The following is a 15,054-nucleotide window of genomic DNA, read 5'->3' as shown; positions in this document are numbered from 1 at the left end:
CTGCGCAGCCGAGCGGGAGCAAGCTCCCTCGCCACCAGGATGTGTTTGCCACAAATCATCGTGGGGCATGCCGTCTATGATGTAGAACGGTTAGGATACCCGCCTGATTTTCCAGTCTTGCTATCGGAGTTGCCCATGAGCGCCGTCAATCGCGCAGCGGTGGAAGCCGTCCTTCGCCAATACACCGACCCTTACCTGAACCTGGACCCGGTCAGCGCCGGGTGCGTTCGCAGCATCGACATTCAGGGTGATCGCGTCAGCGTCCAGCTGGAGCTGGGTTACGCCGCCGGCCTGTTCAAGAGTGGCTGGGCGCAGTTGCTGCAAATGGCCATTGAAGGGCTGGACGGCGTGACCATCGCTCGCGTAGAGATCACCAGTGTTATTGCCGCACACAAGGCTCAAGCGCAGATCCCGGGCCTGGCCAACGTCAAGAACGTGGTCGCCGTGGCGTCCGGCAAGGGCGGTGTGGGTAAATCGACGACCGCCGCCAACCTGGCCCTGGCCCTGGCCCGCGAAGGCGCCAAGGTCGGGATTCTCGACGCGGATATCTACGGTCCGAGCCAAGGCATCATGTTCGGCATCCCTGAAGGCACCCGGCCCCAGGTCAAGGATCAGAAGTGGTTTATTCCGATCGAGTCCCATGGTGTCGAAGTCATGTCCATGGCGTTCCTGACCGATGACAACACGCCGATGGTCTGGCGCGGACCGATGGTGTCCGGCGCCTTGTTGCAACTGGTCACTCAAACCGCCTGGGGCGACCTGGATTACCTGGTCATCGACATGCCGCCAGGCACCGGCGACATCCAGCTGACCCTGGCGCAGAAAGTCCCGGTAGCCGGCGCGGTGATCGTTACCACGCCGCAAGACCTGGCATTGCTGGACGCACGCAAGGGCGTGGAGATGTTCCGCAAGGTCAACATTCCGGTGCTGGGCGTAGTGGAAAACATGGCCGTGCACATCTGCTCCAACTGCGGGCATGCCGAGCATCTGTTCGGTGAGGGCGGTGGTGTGAAGCTGGCCAACCAGTACGGCGTCGAGCTGCTGGCTTCGTTACCGCTGGCGATGGCCATCCGCGAACAGGCCGACGGCGGCAAGCCAACGGTGATCGCCGAGCCCGACAGCCCGATTGCAATGGTTTACCAGGAATTGGCCCGCCATGTCGGCGCGCGGATCGTGTTGCAGGAAGCGGTATCGCCCGCGATGCCCAATATCACCATCAGCGACGATTAATTCGCTGAAGGAATGCAATCCCCTGTGGGAGCGGGCTTGCTCGCGAATGCGGTGTGTCATCAGCAGTAATGTTGACTGACACACCGCATTCGCGAGCAAGCCCGCTCCCACATTTGTTTTGTGTCGGGATTTAGATCCGCAACCCGCCATCCAGCTCCAGAATCCGACCGCTGATGTAGTCGTTCTCGAAGATGTACGCCGCCGAATGGGCGATCTCTTCAGGCGTGCCCATGCGCTTGAGTGGAATCACCGACGTTATCTTCTCCAGCGCCTCAGGCTTCATGCTCAGCGTCATTTCGGTTTCGATAAAACCCGGAGCAATGCCTGCCACGCGAATACCGTAGCGTGCCAATTCCTTCGCCCAGGTCACGGTCATCGCAGCGACACCGGCTTTGGCGGCGGAGTAGTTGGTCTGGCCGGCGTTGCCCGCACGGGAGATCGACGAGATATTAATGATCGTGCCGCTGTTGTTCAGCTCGATCATTTTGGCCGCGACTTCACGGGTGCACAGGAACACCCCCGTCAGATTGACGTCAATGACCGACTGCCACTGGGCCAGGCTCATCTTGGTCATCTCGCCGTCCTTGACCTTGATGAGCAAGCCATCGCGCAGGATCCCGGCGTTGTTGATCAGGCCATGGATCGCCCCGAAGTCTTCAGCCACCTGGGCGACCATATGCGTCACTTGCTCTTCATTGGCGACATTGCACAGATAAGCGCGAGCCTCGACGCCTTTGGCCTTGCAAGCGGCGACGGTGTCGTCGAGCTTTTCCTGGTTCAGGTCCACCAGCGCCAGCTTCGCGCCTTTACCGGCGAAATACTCGGCCATGGAACGGCCTAAACCCTGGCAACCGCCCGTGATAATGATTACTTTGTCAGTGAGTTGCATTCGCATGCCCCAATAGCAGATCAGAGGTGTGGTTTCCTTTTAGAGAGTAGCCTCTCGATCTGCACCTGATGCGGCCTGGCTGCACATGAGAACTGCCCCGATGGCGTACTGGAACTTATCCCAGGCGCCTGTCCGTTTTTTTGACGGATTCTAATAAGGAGTCATAAATTGAGCGTTGAAGCGGCCAAGAATGCCCGAGAATTGCTTCTCAAGGAATACCGTGGAGTGCTCTCGACGCATTCCAAGGCGATGCCCGGTTTCCCGTTTGGCTCCGTGGTTCCGTACTGTCTGGACGCACAGGGCTGGCCGCTGATCCTTATCAGCCGTATCGCCCAGCACACCCATAACCTGCAGAAAGATCCAAAATGCTCACTGTTTGTGGGCGAGCGCGGGGCCGAAGACGTGCAAGCCGTTGGTCGCCTGACCTACCTCGCCGAAGCCGAAAAGCTCGAGGACGAGGCCGCCATCGACGCGGCGGCTGAGCGTTACTACCGCTATTTCCCTGATTCGCAGAGCTACCACAAGGCTCATGATTTCGATTTCTGGGTGCTCAAACCGGTACGCCACCGTTACATCGGCGGCTTCGGTGCGATTCACTGGGTCGATCAGTTAACGCTGGCCAACCCGTTCGCCGGAAAAGCCGAAGCGAGCATGGTCGAGCACATGAATGCCGATCACGCCAAAGCCATCGCTCATTACGTCGAACTGGCGGGCCTGCCGAAAACCGAGCCGGCGCAACTGGCGGGTATCGACACCGAAGGCATGCACCTGCGCATTGGCCAGGGGCTCTATTGGTTGCCGTTTCAAGCGCCGTGCAATACGCCGACACAAGTGCGCGAAGCCTTGGTTTTCCTGGCTCACGCCGAACATTGGCCAAAAAATGAAGGGGCCGACGCTTGAATTCACGAATTGGCGACGTCATCTAGGGGAGACTGGCAAGGCATTCTTGCGTTGAGGAACCATTTGATGCGCCCTTTTTTGTTGCTCTTTGTACTGTTTCCGGTGTTGGAGCTGTTCGTATTCGTCAAGGTCAGCGGGGCGATCGGGTTTTTCCCGGCCCTGCTGCTGGTCATTCTCGGCTCGATGCTCGGTGTGTTCGTGCTGCGTATCGCTGGTCTGGCAACCGCGTTGCGTGCCCGTGAAAGCCTGAACCGCGGCGAGTTGCCGGCCCAGACCATGCTCGAAGGCTTGATGCTGGCACTGGCGGGTGGTCTGTTGATCCTGCCGGGCTTCGTCACTGACGTGCTGGGTCTGATCATGTTGCTGCCGATCTCTCGTCGACTGTTGGCCAATAAAATGCGCCAGCGTGCCGAAGAGGCGGCAATCCGTCAGCGTGCATTCGCCGACGACCTTCAGCCACGTGGCGGTCCTGCTCCACGCGAGCCGTTGGGCCGTGAGCCCAACGTAATCGAAGGCGAATTCGAACACCGCGATACCAAGTAATCCGCCACACCGGCACGGCACCTTCGGGTGCCGTGTTCGTTTGTGGGGCAACAACCTGAAAAAATTTGCGTCCTCGCCCTTGTAATAAGCTTGCGCGCCCTTATGTAACGGTCACCGCAAGGTTTCTGGCGAACACGCCAGACAGACTTCCGCGGTTCGCTTGACGAACCGCACCCGGCACCGCCGGATTTGTTAAACCCGCCGGGAATACACCGGCCGATGAAAACCACAATTAGGAGAGATCGACAATGAAGCTTCGTCCTCTGCATGACCGCGTCGTCGTCCGTCGCAGCGAAGAAGAAAAGAAAACCGCTGGCGGCATCGTCCTGCCAGGTTCGGCTGCTGAAAAGCCAAACCAGGGTGAAGTCCTCGCTGTAGGCCCAGGCAAAGTGCTGGACAACGGTGAAGTGCGTGCACTGTCCGTAAAAGTGGGTGACAAGGTTGTGTTCGGTCCGTACTCCGGCAGCAACACTGTGAAAGTCGACGGCGAAGACCTGCTGGTAATTGGCGAGAGCGAAATCCTCGCCGTTGTCGAAGGCTGATTCCCCGCTCATTTTCCCGCTACTACAAAGTATTTAAGGAATATCGATCATGGCTGCTAAAGAAGTTAAGTTTGGCGATTCCGCCCGCAAGAAAATGCTCGCCGGTGTCAACGTCCTGGCTGACGCAGTAAAAGCGACCCTGGGCCCTAAAGGCCGTAACGTGATCATCGAGAAGAGCTTCGGCGCTCCGACCATCACCAAGGACGGCGTGTCCGTTGCCAAAGAAATCGAACTGAAAGATCGCTTCGAAAACATGGGCGCGCAGCTGGTCAAAGACGTTGCCTCCCGTGCCAACGATGACGCAGGCGACGGCACCACCACCGCTACCGTTCTGGCTCAGTCGATCGTCAACGAAGGCCTGAAAGCCGTCGCTGCCGGCATGAACCCGATGGACCTCAAGCGCGGTATCGACAAAGCGACCATCGCAATCGTCAAAGAGCTGAAAGCCCTGTCCAAGCCTTGCGCTGACACCAAGGCGATCGCTCAGGTCGGCACCATCTCGGCCAACTCCGACAGCTCCATCGGCGACATCATTGCCGAAGCCATGGAAAAAGTCGGTAAAGAAGGCGTGATCACCGTTGAAGAAGGCTCGGGCCTGGAAAACGAACTGTCGGTTGTTGAAGGCATGCAGTTCGACCGTGGCTACCTGTCCCCGTACTTCGTCAACAAGCCAGAGACCATGACGGCCGAGCTGGACGGTCCGCTGATCCTGCTGGTCGACAAAAAGATCTCGAACATCCGCGAAATGCTGCCAGTACTGGAAGCCGTTGCCAAAGCCGGCCGTCCACTGCTGATCGTTGCCGAAGACGTTGAAGGCGAAGCCCTGGCGACTCTGGTTGTGAACAACATGCGTGGCATCGTTAAAGTCGCAGCCGTCAAGGCTCCTGGCTTCGGCGACCGTCGCAAGGCCATGCTGCAGGACATCGCTGTTCTGACTGGCGGTACCGTTATCTCCGAAGAAATCGGTCTGAGCCTGGAAAGCACTACCCTGGAACACCTGGGTAATGCCAAGCGCGTGATCCTGTCCAAAGAAAACACCACCGTGATCGACGGTGCCGGCGTTGAGGCTGACATCCAGGCTCGCGTTCTGCAGATCCGTCAGCAAGTGGCCGACACTTCGTCCGACTACGACCGTGAAAAACTGCAAGAGCGTCTGGCCAAACTGTCCGGCGGCGTTGCAGTGATCAAGGTTGGCGCTGGTTCCGAAGTTGAAATGAAAGAGAAGAAAGCCCGCGTTGAAGACGCCCTGCACGCTACCCGTGCAGCCGTTGAAGAAGGCGTGGTACCTGGCGGCGGCGTGGCACTGGTTCGCGCTCTGCAGGCAATCTCCGAGCTGAAAGGCGACAACGATGACCAGAACGTTGGCATCCAGTTGCTGCGTCGCGCTGTTGAAGCACCACTGCGCCAGATCGTTGCCAACTCCGGTGACGAGCCAAGCGTAGTAGTCGACAAGGTCAAGCAGGGTTCGGGTAACTACGGTTACAACGCTGCTACCGGCGAATACGGCGACATGATCGAAATGGGTATCCTGGACCCGGCCAAAGTGACTCGTTCGGCTCTGCAAGCGGCTTCGTCGATTGCCAGCCTGATGATCACCACCGAAGCCATGATCGCTGAGATCAAGGAAGACGGTCCAGCTGGCGGCGGCATGCCAGACATGGGCGGTATGGGCGGCATGGGCGGCATGATGTAAGCCAGCCTTACCCCGTACATAAAAACCCCGTCTGCGAAAGCAGGCGGGGTTTTTTATTGCCGGGATACAACGGTCACATTTGGATCTGTGTATCAGGCGTTGACCGGTTTCGCCTTGGTCGCTCGCTCAGCCTTCGAAGCGGGGCGATAAAGAATGTAGTAATACGACCCCAGACAAATCAGCCAGCAGAAAATCGCCGTCCACACGTTGTGCGAGAAGAAGTGCGCTCCCTGCATCATCCGGCTGATGGAAAACACCGTGCCCAACGTGAAAGCGAACACAAACGCCTTGCGCGCCAAGCGCGGACGACGGTCACGCAGGACAAAAAACAGCGCAAACAGTGTGAAACCGGTCGCGGCATGCCCGCCGGGCCAGCAACGGCCCGGTTTATCAGTGTGCGGGCGAGGGCTGAGCAGTTCGCTATAGGTTTCGTGACCGCCAAACTGCTCCAGGCTCCACGGGCACTGGACGGCCGTCACCGCTTTGACTGGCGTGACAAAGGAGGTCGCCAGCGCCAGGGACAACACCAGGCAGCCCAATTCCCGTTTGATCGGTTTGAGCCGGTCGATGAAAAAGGAGGCGATGAAACCGAAGATGGCCAACACCGAGAAGGCGATGACCACCTGCTTGGCTCGGTCATGCAGGATATCTTCCAGGAAGTAACTGTGCCGTCCGATGAAATCCCCCGCGACCGGGTCATAGAACAGCTTGGCCAGGTCCATGTCCAGGGACGTCAGTTCGAGCAGCATCAGAATGATCGCCGCGATGACGGGAACGCCCAGGCACGCCCAGAAATTCAGCGGGCGGGAGGCGGGGCGACCGGCAGTCGAAACCATGGTAATTCCTTGGTCAATGAAAGGTTCTGAACACGCAGCCGCGCGGAGTTTGAGCCTGTTCCTGTCGTCGACGTGTGAATCGATAGTGAAAAAGTCGTTAAAGGCGCCCCGGGTTTATAGGTTGAATATGCAACCGCACGCAGTCCTAGCCCTCAGCCACACTTGGCCTTAAGCTGCGCGGGCCAAGACGGCCGTTACTGTGTACGCAGGAGACACCCATGCGAATTCTATTGGTTGAAGACAACCGCGATATCCTGGCCAATCTGGCCGATTACCTGGGGCTCAAGGGTTATACCGTGGATTGCGCGCAGGACGGTTTGTCAGGCTTGCACCTGGCGGCCACCGAGCATTACGACTTGATCGTGCTCGACGTCATGCTGCCTGGCATCGACGGTTACACCTTGTGCAAACGTCTGCGTGAAGACGCGCGTCGCGACACGCCGGTGATCATGCTCACCGCTCGCGATCAATTGGACGACCGCCTGCAAGGGTTCAAATCCGGTGCCGATGACTACCTGATCAAACCCTTCGCGCTCTCTGAATTGGCGGCGCGCATCGAGGCGGTCATGCGCCGCGCCCAGGGTGGCGGTCGCCGCACCCTGCAGGTCGGCGATCTGATCTACGATCTCGATACCCTGGAAGTGACCCGCGAAGGGCGACTGCTGAAGCTCAACCCGGTGGGCCTGAAGTTGCTGGCCGTGCTGATGCAAAAAAGTCCGCATGTACTGCGTCGCGAGATTCTCGAAGAGGCGCTGTGGGGGGATGATTGCCCGGACAGCGACAGCCTGCGCAGCCACGTTCATCAATTGCGCCAGGTGATCGACAAGCCGTTCGCCAAACCGTTGCTGCAAACCGTACACGGTGTGGGTTATCGCTTGGCCGAGGGCCGAGATGGAGTTTAAACAGAGCCTTGCTCAACGGATCATCATCGCCTTTGCGCTGATGAGCGCATTGGTCGCCGGCGCCTTCGCAATGGGCATTGTGGCGACCGTACACCTGGTGGAAGAAAAACTGATTTCGGCCGGTCTGGGCGGCGATTTGCAACGGCTGTTGCTGATGGACAGTGTCATGGACTGGAACCATCGTCCGGAGCCGGACCAGCTGTTCTATTTCAGCGGCGGGCCGGGCGACTTCGAGCTTCCCAAGGACCTGCGGCACCTGGGCCCGGGCTTTCACGAAGTGTTTCGCGAACAGCTGTCGTACCACGCGATGGTCGAAGTCGTCGATGGCCGACATTACGTGCTGTTGCAGGATCAGAGCGATTTCGAAGAGCGTGAACGGGTGCTGTTTGCCGTGGTGCTGGTGGGCTTCGTCTTGAGTCTGGCGTTGGCGGTGTTTCTTGGCTGGGTACTGGCGCGCAAAGTGATGGCGCCCGTGGTGCGACTGGCCCGTCAGGTCCGTCACCGTGATCAATTATTAGGTCTTGCGCCCCCGCTGGCGCCGGATTACGCCGCCGACGAGGTGGGCGAGTTGGCCGTAGCCTTCGACGCCACCCTCGGGCGCTTGCGCCAGGCGTTGACCCGCGAACGGTTGTTCACCAGTGACGTTAGCCACGAACTGCGCACGCCATTGATGGTGCTGGCCAGTTCCTGCGAGCTGCTGCTGGAAAACCCCGGTATCGATCAGCGTGGACGTGCACAGGTCCAGCGCATCGCCCGCGCTTGCGAAGAGATGCGCGAGCTGGTGCAAACCTTCCTCATGTTGGCCCGCGCACAACGCGAAGACGCCAGCATGTCGCCCCAGCAGACCCTGAGCCAGGTCGCCGATGGACTGCTAAACCAGTGGCGCGAGCCGATCGAAGCCAAGGGGCTGGCGCTGATCTTTGAACCGGGCAATCCGGCCAACACGTGCTACAACGCAACCCTTTTGCACGCAGTCATGGGCAACCTGCTGCGTAATGCCCTGCATTACACCGAGCGCGGATTCATCCGCCTGACGCTGACGGCCACGGGGTTCATGGTCGAGGACAGTGGCGTAGGCATTCCCGAGGAAAAGCGCGAGGCGATGTTCGAGCCGTTCGTGCGCGGCAACGAGAAGCGCGGTGAGGGCTTGGGGCTTGGGCTTTCACTGGTACAGCGCATCTGTGAAAACCAGGGGTGGACCGTCAGCCTGACGAACATGGAGCCCCATGGTTGTCGTTTTGAAGTGGAGCTGTGTCCGTCGCAGATGAATTGATCGGCCTGTTACGACGCCTTGGCCCGGAACAGTTGTTCGCACCCTGCAAAACCTCGAAATGATTTGAGGTTTTACATGACGTTTTTTTCACAAAGGAATGACCTGTCGCTGACACGGCGCTACCTATCGTGAATGCCATCAGCAGTTCAGGAGACCTTGGTGATGGCTGGCCCGATCAAACTGGATTTTTCCGAAAAGTACGACGATCAACACGCTCAACGATACCTGCGTAAACACCAGGATGGCCTTGGTCGCCGGCTGTCACACTGGCGTGACGAGCAACTGGCGCGCAAGGCGCTGGCGGCGGTCGGTGAGCCGGGGCTGATCCTCGATCTGCCCTGCGGTGCGGGGCGTTTCTGGCCATTGCTGGCGGAAAAAACCAATCGTGCGATCATTGGCGCCGACAACTCCGAATCCATGCTGAAGATTGCCATGCAGGCGCAACCTGCCGAAGTGGTGAAACGGGTACAACCCTTGCACACTTCTGCATTCGACATCGCCTTGCCTGATAACGCCGTCGACAGCATTTTCTGCATGCGTTTGCTCCATCACATCGGTGAAGCCGAGCATCGACTGGCCATATTGCGTGAATTCGAGCGCGTCACGCGTGATAGCGTGGTCCTTTCCCTGTGGGTGGACGGCAATTTCAAAGCGTGGAAACGCAAACGCGCCGAGAAAACACGTGGGCAGGAGGGTTACCAAAATCGATTTGTGTTACCGGCTGCTACGGTTGAAAAGGAATTTGAGCAGGCGGGTTTTCGCATCCAGGAACAACTGGACTTTTTACCGCTCTATGCGATGTGGCGGGTCTACGTATTACGCAAGAGGTAACAAAATGGCAGTGCAATGTGCAGCAGAAACGGACGTCGCTCCTCAGGACCGCTTCGACTATTTCTGGAATCAGCGCGGTGAATGGGTAGAAGAACCCAACGTCCGTCGCGGCGGAGAAAGCGGCGTGCAGCGCGTCATGAGCAGCAATGGCCAGTTGCTTTACGTTAAACGTCAGACCGGGCATATCCATCGCAGCTTGCTGCACCCGTTCGGTCGGCCGACGGTGTTGCGCGAGCGCGATGCACTTATCGGCCTGGGCCTGCTCGACGTTCGCGTTCCGGAAATCGTGTTCTGCGGTGCACAGCGCGATCCGGTGCATAAATGGCGCGCCTTGCTGGTCACCAAGGCGCTGGACGGCTTCGAGGAAATCGAGCACTGGTACGCTGGCGGTGGTCGCGAGCGTCATGGCGAGGTCGTGCATGATCGAGTGTTGAAGGAACTGGCCGAGAACCTGGCCCGGATGCATAAGGGCCGCTGGCAGCACAGCTGCCTCTACATCAAGCACGTATTCGTGCGCGTCACCGGCGAAGGCGATGCTTCCGAAGTTGAAGTGGCCTTGATCGACCTGGAGAAATGTCGGCAGCGTTTTACCGCCCGGCAAGCGGCTTCTCATGACATGAAGCAACTGCGTCGCCACTCGTCGTTCAGTACGACGGACTGGCAAAAACTCGTCTATTTTTACAAGACGGCGTTTGGCAGCGCTATCAAGGGTTTATAGCAATGAAACTCGAAATTGCACGAGGTGTATTTTTAATAGGAGCCTTGGCAGTTGCTTCACTGGCGGTGGCGGCATGGGAGCAGCCCCGCACGCAAGTCCTCAGTTCAATGAATGGCGACGCGCATTGTCCGTTGCCACGGGTTGCCAAGGCACCTGTGGCATCTCAACCCGATCATGATTTATTGCTGTTCATGTTCGGACTTTCTCAAGGATTGAGGCCACAAAGTTGAACAGATTGAAGCCCAAGTAAAAGGCCTCGCAAATGCGAGGCCTTTTTTGTTCCCACCTACAGAGCGCCGATCGTTCCCATGCTCTGCGTGGGAATGCAGCCCGGGAGGCTCGGCGTCCCCTCAAAGCCGAACGCAGAGCGTCCGTAGAGGCATTCCCACGCAGAGCGTGGGAACGATCTTAGCGTGAGGGTTTATCGGGTTTTGCCAAAAACGTGTACACGCACGGCAACACAAACAAGGTAAACAACGTCCCGATCGACATCCCCGTGGCGATCACCATGCCGATGTCGAACCGACTGACGGCGCCCGCCCCCGTGGCGATGATCAATGGCACCATGCCGAACACCATCGCTGCGGTGGTCATCAACACCGGACGCAGACGAATGGCCGCCGCTTCTTCCACGGCTTCGCGCGGTGTCAGGCCTTTGTCCTTGCGTAACTGGTTGGCAAATTCGACGATCAGGATTCCGTGCTTGCTGATCAGCCCGATCAACGTCACCAGGCCGACCTGGGTGTAGATGTTCATGCTCGACCAACCGAGGAACAGCGGGATCAATGCGCCACAGATTGATAGTGGCACGGTCACCAGAATCACCAGCGGATCGCGGAAGCTTTCGAACTGGGCCGCCAGTACCAGGAAAATGATCGCCAGCGCCAGGGCGAAGGTGACCCACAGCGCACTGCCTTCCTGGACGTATTGCCTTGATGCGCCGGCATAGTCGAAGGCGTAACCCACTGGCGCTTCCTCCTGAGCGATCTGGCGAACGGTGTCGATGGCTTCACCCATACTGACCAGCGGCACCCCGGACAGGATGGCCGAGTTGAGTTGCTGGAACTGGTTCAACTGCCGTGGCCGCGCCCGGTCGGTCACGGTGATCAGGGTCGACAGGGCCAGCAGTTCACCTTGGGTGTTCTTGACGTAATAATTGTTCAGCCAGTCGGGGTTGTCCCGGAAGGGCCGTTCGACCTGCGCGATGACTTTGTAGCTGCGACCTTCAATGGTGAAACGGTTGATCTCCGCCTCCCCCAGCAATGTCGCGAGCGTCCCGCCCAGGCCCTGCATGGAAACACCCATCTGTGCGGCCTTGGCGCGATCGATATCCACCACCACTTCAGGTTTGTCGAACGCCAGGTCAACGTCGACGAAGGCGAACTTGCCGGATTCCATTGCCCGCTTTTTCACTCGGTCGGTCACTTGCAGCAGCGACTCGTAATCGTTGGCGGAGTTGATGACGAACTGAAACGGCAGCCCTTCACCGGTACCGGGCAGAGAGGGCAGGTTGAAGCCGAAGATTTGCAATCCGGCAATGCTCTCCAGTCTGGCCTGTACCTCGGGCAGGATTTCCATTTGAGTGCGGCTGCGTTCGTTCCACGGCTTGAGCAGGAAGCCGCCGATCCCCGATTGCACGCCGTTGAAGCCATTGATCTGGAACGACGAGTAGTACTCGGGAAACGTCTTGAAGATGGTGACGAACTCGTCGGTGTAGGCGCTCAGGTAGTCGAGGTTGGCCGGTTGCGGGGCGTTGGCCATCATGAAAATGATGCCTTGGTCCTCGTCCGGCGCCAGCTCCGACTTGGTGAACTTGAGCAGCACCGGAATCAGGCACAGCACGATCACCGCGAACACCAGCACCACCGGCCGGGTGTTGAGGGTGCCGTGGAGCATGCTTTGGTAACGGCGCTTGAGGCTTTCGAAAATCAGGTCCAGGCGATGGGCCAGGCCACTGGGATTTTCGTCGTGACGCAGCAGGAAGGCACACATCATCGGCGATAGGGTCAGGGCGACGATGCCGGAGATCACCACCGCGCCGGCCAGGGTCAGGGCGAACTCCTTGAACAGCGCCCCCGTGAGCCCCGTCAGGAAGCCGATCGGCGCATAGACCGCCGCCAGGGTGATGGTCATCGAGACCACCGGCATGGCGATTTCCCGGGCGCCTTCGATGGCCGCATCCAGCGGCGTCTTGCCTTCTTCGATGTGCCGGTGGATGTTTTCCACCACCACAATGGCGTCGTCCACCACCAGGCCGATGGCCAATACCATCGCCAGCAACGTCAGCAGATTGATCGAGTAGCCCATCATCTGCATGAAGAACATCACGCCGATCATCGACAACGGGATGGTGACTACCGGGATCACCACCGAACGCAGGGCGCCGAGGAATAGGAACACCACCACGATGACGATCAGCACCGCTTCAAACAGGGTTTTCACCACTTCGTCGATCGAGGCCTGGATGAACAGCGTCGCGTCGTAGGCGATTTCACCTTTGAGGTTCGGCGGCAGCTGGGCTTCCAGGTCCGGCATGATCTTGCGCACTTCCTTGATCACGTCCAGCGGGTTGGCGCCGGGTGTGGCCTTGATGCCGATGTACACCGAAGGGGTGCCGCCGAAGGAGCTGATCGAGTCGTAGTTTTCCGCGCCCATTTCAACCCGCGCCACATCGCTGAGCAGCACGCGACTGTCGCCCTCGACCTTGAGCGGAATCGCGGCAAAGGCTTCGGCGGACTTGAGCTCGGTATTGGCGTTGATGCTGGTGACGACATACTCGCCTTTCACTTCGCCGGCGGCGGAGAGGAAGTTGTATTTGCGCACCGCATCGGTCACGTCGCTGGCACTCAGGCCGAAACCGGCCAGCTTGACCGGGTCCAGCCACAGGCGCATGGCAAATACCTGGTTGCCGAGAATCTCGGCTTCGGCCATGCCTGGCAGGGTCGCCAGTTTCGGCTGGATCACCCGAGACAGGTAGTCGGTAATCTGCGGGTTGCTCAGCTCCTTGCTGAAGAAGCTGATGTACATCAGTGCCGAAGCGTCGGCGGCTTCCTTGCTCAGCACCGGGTCTTCGGCGTCCTGAGGCAGTTGGTTTTTCACCTCGTTGGCTTTGGCCAGCAGTTCGGTGAACAAGCGGTCGCTGTTGGAGCCGATGCGCGCGTAGATCGAGATCACCGAGAAGTTCTGGCGACTGACCGAGGTCATGTAGTCGATGCCCTCGGCACTGGCCAGGCTTTGCTGCATCGGTTGGGTGATGTAGCCCTGAATGGTTTCGGCGTTGGCCCCGGGGTAAGCGGTGGTCACCGTGATCAGGGCGTTTTCCATTTGTGGATATTGGCGCAGCGGCAACTTGCTCCAGGCCTGGAAGCCCAGCAGCACAATCAACAGGCTGACCACGGTGGCGAGCACCGGGCGGCGGATGAACGGGTCGGTAAAAGCCATGGGGGTTCCTTGATCAGTCCGCGCGCGGCGGGCTGTTCTTCTCGGCTAAGGTCTTGTCGTCGCTGATCGCAATGTGTGCGCCGTTGTCCAGTTTGATCTGGCCGGCGGTGACCACTTTTTCGCCGTTCTGCACACCCTTGGTGATCATCACTTGCCCATCGCGACGCTCGCCGGTTTCGATGAAACGCCGTTCGGCGATCAGGATCGGTTGGCCCTTGTCGTCTTTTTCCAGGCTGCCGTCTTCGGCTTTTTTCTGCGCGACGACATAGACCGAGTTGCCGTACAGCGTGTAAGTGATCGCGCTTTCCGGCACGACAATCCGAGGCTGCGGGTCGGGTAACAACACTTGCAGGCTGGCGAACATTCCCGGCAGCAGTTTGCCGTCGGGGTTGGCCAGGGTCGCGCGGACCTGGACGTTGCGCGTGCTGTTTTCGACTTTCGGGTTGATCGCGCTGATAGTGCCGGGGAAGGTTTGTGTCGGGTAGGCCGCGACCACGATCTGCACCGGTTGGCCGAGGGCGATCTTCGGTACCGACTGCTCGGGCACGAAGAAGTCTACATAAAGGCTGCTGAGGTCTTGCAGGGTGGCAATCATGGTGCCGCTGGCGAGGTAGTCACCGATGTCCACCTGACGAATACCGATGGTTCCGCTGAACGGTGCGAGCAAGCGTTTTTTGGCCAGCGCCGCCTTGAGCTGATTCACCGTGGCCTGGCTCTTTTTCAACACCGCAGAGAGCCGGTCGAATTCACCTTTGGAAATGGCTTGGCTGCCCACCAATTGGCTGCCGCGACCGTAATCGAGCTGCGCCAGGCCCAGGTCGGCTTGAGCGGTTTCGAGCAGGGCGGTTTCTACCACGCTATCCAGCCGAAGCAGCGGTTGGCCGACCTTGACCTTCTGGCCTGACTCGAACTGCAAATCGATGACAGTGCCGTCGGTCTCCAGGCTCAGGTCCACGCCTTGCAGGGCCTTGAGCGTGCCGACGGTAGGCAGGCGGGCTTGCCACGGCCGTTCGGTGGCAGTGGCCACGGCGACACTGATCGCCGGTTTCGGCGCAGCAAAGCCCTGAATCATCGTATAGATGGAGAAGGCTTTGTAACCGGCCAGGACCAGCACGATCAGCAAAACAACACCCAACATGATCAGCATGCGGCGACGCAGCATATTTCCACTTCCTTGGAGAAAATCAGGTGACTCAGTCGGGCACATTACTCCGAGTGGGAGGTTGATTCCAACTGGCAGAACTTACAGGTAGGCC

At 59.0% G+C, this 15,054-nt stretch carries 14 protein-coding genes; 10 read left to right on the top strand and 4 right to left on the bottom strand.

Going from position 1 to position 15,054, the window contains the following annotated elements:
- The first annotated feature begins 135 nt into the window (after positions 1-135).
- The gene (apbC, locus tag PFAS1_RS05470; protein WP_074874044.1) at positions 136-1,230 is read left to right on the top strand and encodes an iron-sulfur cluster carrier protein ApbC; all 1,095 of its coding nucleotides are present in this window, start codon (positions 136-138) and stop codon (positions 1,228-1,230) included.
- Between the two features lie 130 nt (positions 1,231-1,360).
- On the opposite strand, the gene PFAS1_RS05465 is transcribed toward apbC, so the two are convergent.
- Positions 1,361-2,119, bottom strand: coding sequence for an SDR family oxidoreductase (locus tag PFAS1_RS05465; RefSeq protein WP_076028462.1), 759 nt, complete (start codon positions 2,117-2,119; stop codon positions 1,361-1,363).
- A 168-nt stretch (positions 2,120-2,287) separates the two neighbouring features.
- Between PFAS1_RS05465 and PFAS1_RS05460 the strand changes: the two genes are divergently transcribed.
- The 4 genes from PFAS1_RS05460 (at position 2,288) to groL (ending at position 5,797) form a co-directional block, all read left to right on the top strand.
- Complete coding sequence (locus PFAS1_RS05460) at positions 2,288-3,019, top strand: HugZ family pyridoxamine 5'-phosphate oxidase (RefSeq protein ID WP_076028461.1); 732 nt, start codon at positions 2,288-2,290, stop codon at positions 3,017-3,019.
- A 66-nt stretch (positions 3,020-3,085) separates the two neighbouring features.
- Positions 3,086-3,562, top strand: coding sequence for an FxsA family protein (locus PFAS1_RS05455; protein WP_008155548.1), 477 nt, complete (start codon positions 3,086-3,088; stop codon positions 3,560-3,562).
- 248 nt (positions 3,563-3,810) lie between these two features.
- The gene (locus PFAS1_RS05450; RefSeq protein ID WP_007948593.1) at positions 3,811-4,104 is read left to right on the top strand and encodes a co-chaperone GroES; all 294 of its coding nucleotides are present in this window, start codon (positions 3,811-3,813) and stop codon (positions 4,102-4,104) included.
- Between the two features lie 49 nt (positions 4,105-4,153).
- A complete protein-coding gene (gene groL / locus PFAS1_RS05445) occupies positions 4,154-5,797 on the top strand; it encodes a chaperonin GroEL (RefSeq protein WP_008155543.1) in 1,644 nt (547 codons plus the stop codon).
- A gap of 92 nt (positions 5,798-5,889) precedes the next feature.
- Here groL and PFAS1_RS05440 read toward each other — a convergent pair whose 3' ends face one another.
- Positions 5,890-6,633 (bottom strand): phosphatase PAP2 family protein, encoded by a 744-nt coding sequence (locus tag PFAS1_RS05440; RefSeq protein WP_076028460.1) that lies wholly within the window; start codon positions 6,631-6,633, stop codon positions 5,890-5,892.
- Positions 6,634-6,851: 218 nt separating this feature from the next.
- Between PFAS1_RS05440 and colR the strand changes: the two genes are divergently transcribed.
- From colR to PFAS1_RS05415, 5 genes are all read left to right on the top strand, one after another.
- Positions 6,852-7,535: a two-component system response regulator ColR gene (colR, locus tag PFAS1_RS05435; protein WP_074874049.1), complete on the top strand. Its 684-nt coding sequence runs from the start codon at positions 6,852-6,854 to the stop codon at positions 7,533-7,535.
- Positions 7,525-8,808 (top strand): sensor histidine kinase, encoded by a 1,284-nt coding sequence (locus PFAS1_RS05430; RefSeq protein ID WP_076028459.1) that lies wholly within the window; start codon positions 7,525-7,527, stop codon positions 8,806-8,808. The genes colR and PFAS1_RS05430 overlap by 11 nt, the downstream gene beginning before the upstream one ends.
- A 162-nt stretch (positions 8,809-8,970) precedes the next feature.
- Positions 8,971-9,639: a class I SAM-dependent methyltransferase gene (locus PFAS1_RS05425; RefSeq protein ID WP_076028458.1), complete on the top strand. Its 669-nt coding sequence runs from the start codon at positions 8,971-8,973 to the stop codon at positions 9,637-9,639.
- Between the two features lie 4 nt (positions 9,640-9,643).
- Positions 9,644-10,357, top strand: coding sequence for a lipopolysaccharide kinase InaA family protein (locus tag PFAS1_RS05420; RefSeq protein ID WP_076028457.1), 714 nt, complete (start codon positions 9,644-9,646; stop codon positions 10,355-10,357).
- A gap of 2 nt (positions 10,358-10,359) precedes the next feature.
- Positions 10,360-10,587 carry a hypothetical protein gene (locus tag PFAS1_RS05415; protein ID WP_074874053.1) on the top strand — a complete coding sequence of 76 codons (228 nt, stop codon included), beginning with the start codon at positions 10,360-10,362 and terminating at the stop codon, positions 10,585-10,587.
- 178 nt (positions 10,588-10,765) lie between these two features.
- Here the strand turns inward: PFAS1_RS05415 and PFAS1_RS05410 are convergent, their stop codons facing one another.
- Positions 10,766-13,798, bottom strand: coding sequence for a multidrug efflux RND transporter permease subunit (locus PFAS1_RS05410; RefSeq protein WP_076028456.1), 3,033 nt, complete (start codon positions 13,796-13,798; stop codon positions 10,766-10,768).
- A gap of 13 nt (positions 13,799-13,811) precedes the next feature.
- Entirely contained in the window at positions 13,812-14,960 is a 1,149-nt protein-coding gene (locus PFAS1_RS05405; RefSeq protein ID WP_076028455.1) for an efflux RND transporter periplasmic adaptor subunit, read from the bottom strand.
- Between the last annotated feature and the right edge of the window lie 94 nt (positions 14,961-15,054).

Origin of the sequence: Pseudomonas frederiksbergensis, from assembly GCF_001952935.1 — a bacterium.
GTDB classification, from domain to species: Bacteria; Pseudomonadota; Gammaproteobacteria; order Pseudomonadales; family Pseudomonadaceae; genus Aquipseudomonas; species Aquipseudomonas frederiksbergensis.
This window is presented reverse-complemented; position numbering and strand designations above follow the sequence as displayed.

Bases quoted from the DNA above. Each gene is read 5' to 3' on its own strand.
- apbC (WP_074874044.1), top strand. From the start codon at position 136: ATGAGCGCCGTCAATCGCGCAGCGGTGGAAGCCGTCCTTCGCCAATAC.
- PFAS1_RS05465 (WP_076028462.1), bottom strand. From the start codon at position 2,119: ATGCAACTCACTGACAAAGTAATCATTATCACGGGCGGTTGCCAGGGT.
- PFAS1_RS05455 (WP_008155548.1), top strand. From the start codon at position 3,086: ATGCGCCCTTTTTTGTTGCTCTTTGTACTGTTTCCGGTGTTGGAGCTG.
- PFAS1_RS05450 (WP_007948593.1), top strand. From the start codon at position 3,811: ATGAAGCTTCGTCCTCTGCATGACCGCGTCGTCGTCCGTCGCAGCGAA.
- groL (WP_008155543.1), top strand. From the start codon at position 4,154: ATGGCTGCTAAAGAAGTTAAGTTTGGCGATTCCGCCCGCAAGAAAATG.
- PFAS1_RS05440 (WP_076028460.1), bottom strand. From the start codon at position 6,633: ATGGTTTCGACTGCCGGTCGCCCCGCCTCCCGCCCGCTGAATTTCTGG.
- colR (WP_074874049.1), top strand. From the start codon at position 6,852: ATGCGAATTCTATTGGTTGAAGACAACCGCGATATCCTGGCCAATCTG.
- PFAS1_RS05430 (WP_076028459.1), top strand. From the start codon at position 7,525: ATGGAGTTTAAACAGAGCCTTGCTCAACGGATCATCATCGCCTTTGCG.
- PFAS1_RS05425 (WP_076028458.1), top strand. From the start codon at position 8,971: ATGGCTGGCCCGATCAAACTGGATTTTTCCGAAAAGTACGACGATCAA.
- PFAS1_RS05420 (WP_076028457.1), top strand. From the start codon at position 9,644: ATGGCAGTGCAATGTGCAGCAGAAACGGACGTCGCTCCTCAGGACCGC.
- PFAS1_RS05415 (WP_074874053.1), top strand. From the start codon at position 10,360: ATGAAACTCGAAATTGCACGAGGTGTATTTTTAATAGGAGCCTTGGCA.
- PFAS1_RS05410 (WP_076028456.1), bottom strand. From the start codon at position 13,798: ATGGCTTTTACCGACCCGTTCATCCGCCGCCCGGTGCTCGCCACCGTG.
- PFAS1_RS05405 (WP_076028455.1), bottom strand. From the start codon at position 14,960: ATGCTGCGTCGCCGCATGCTGATCATGTTGGGTGTTGTTTTGCTGATC.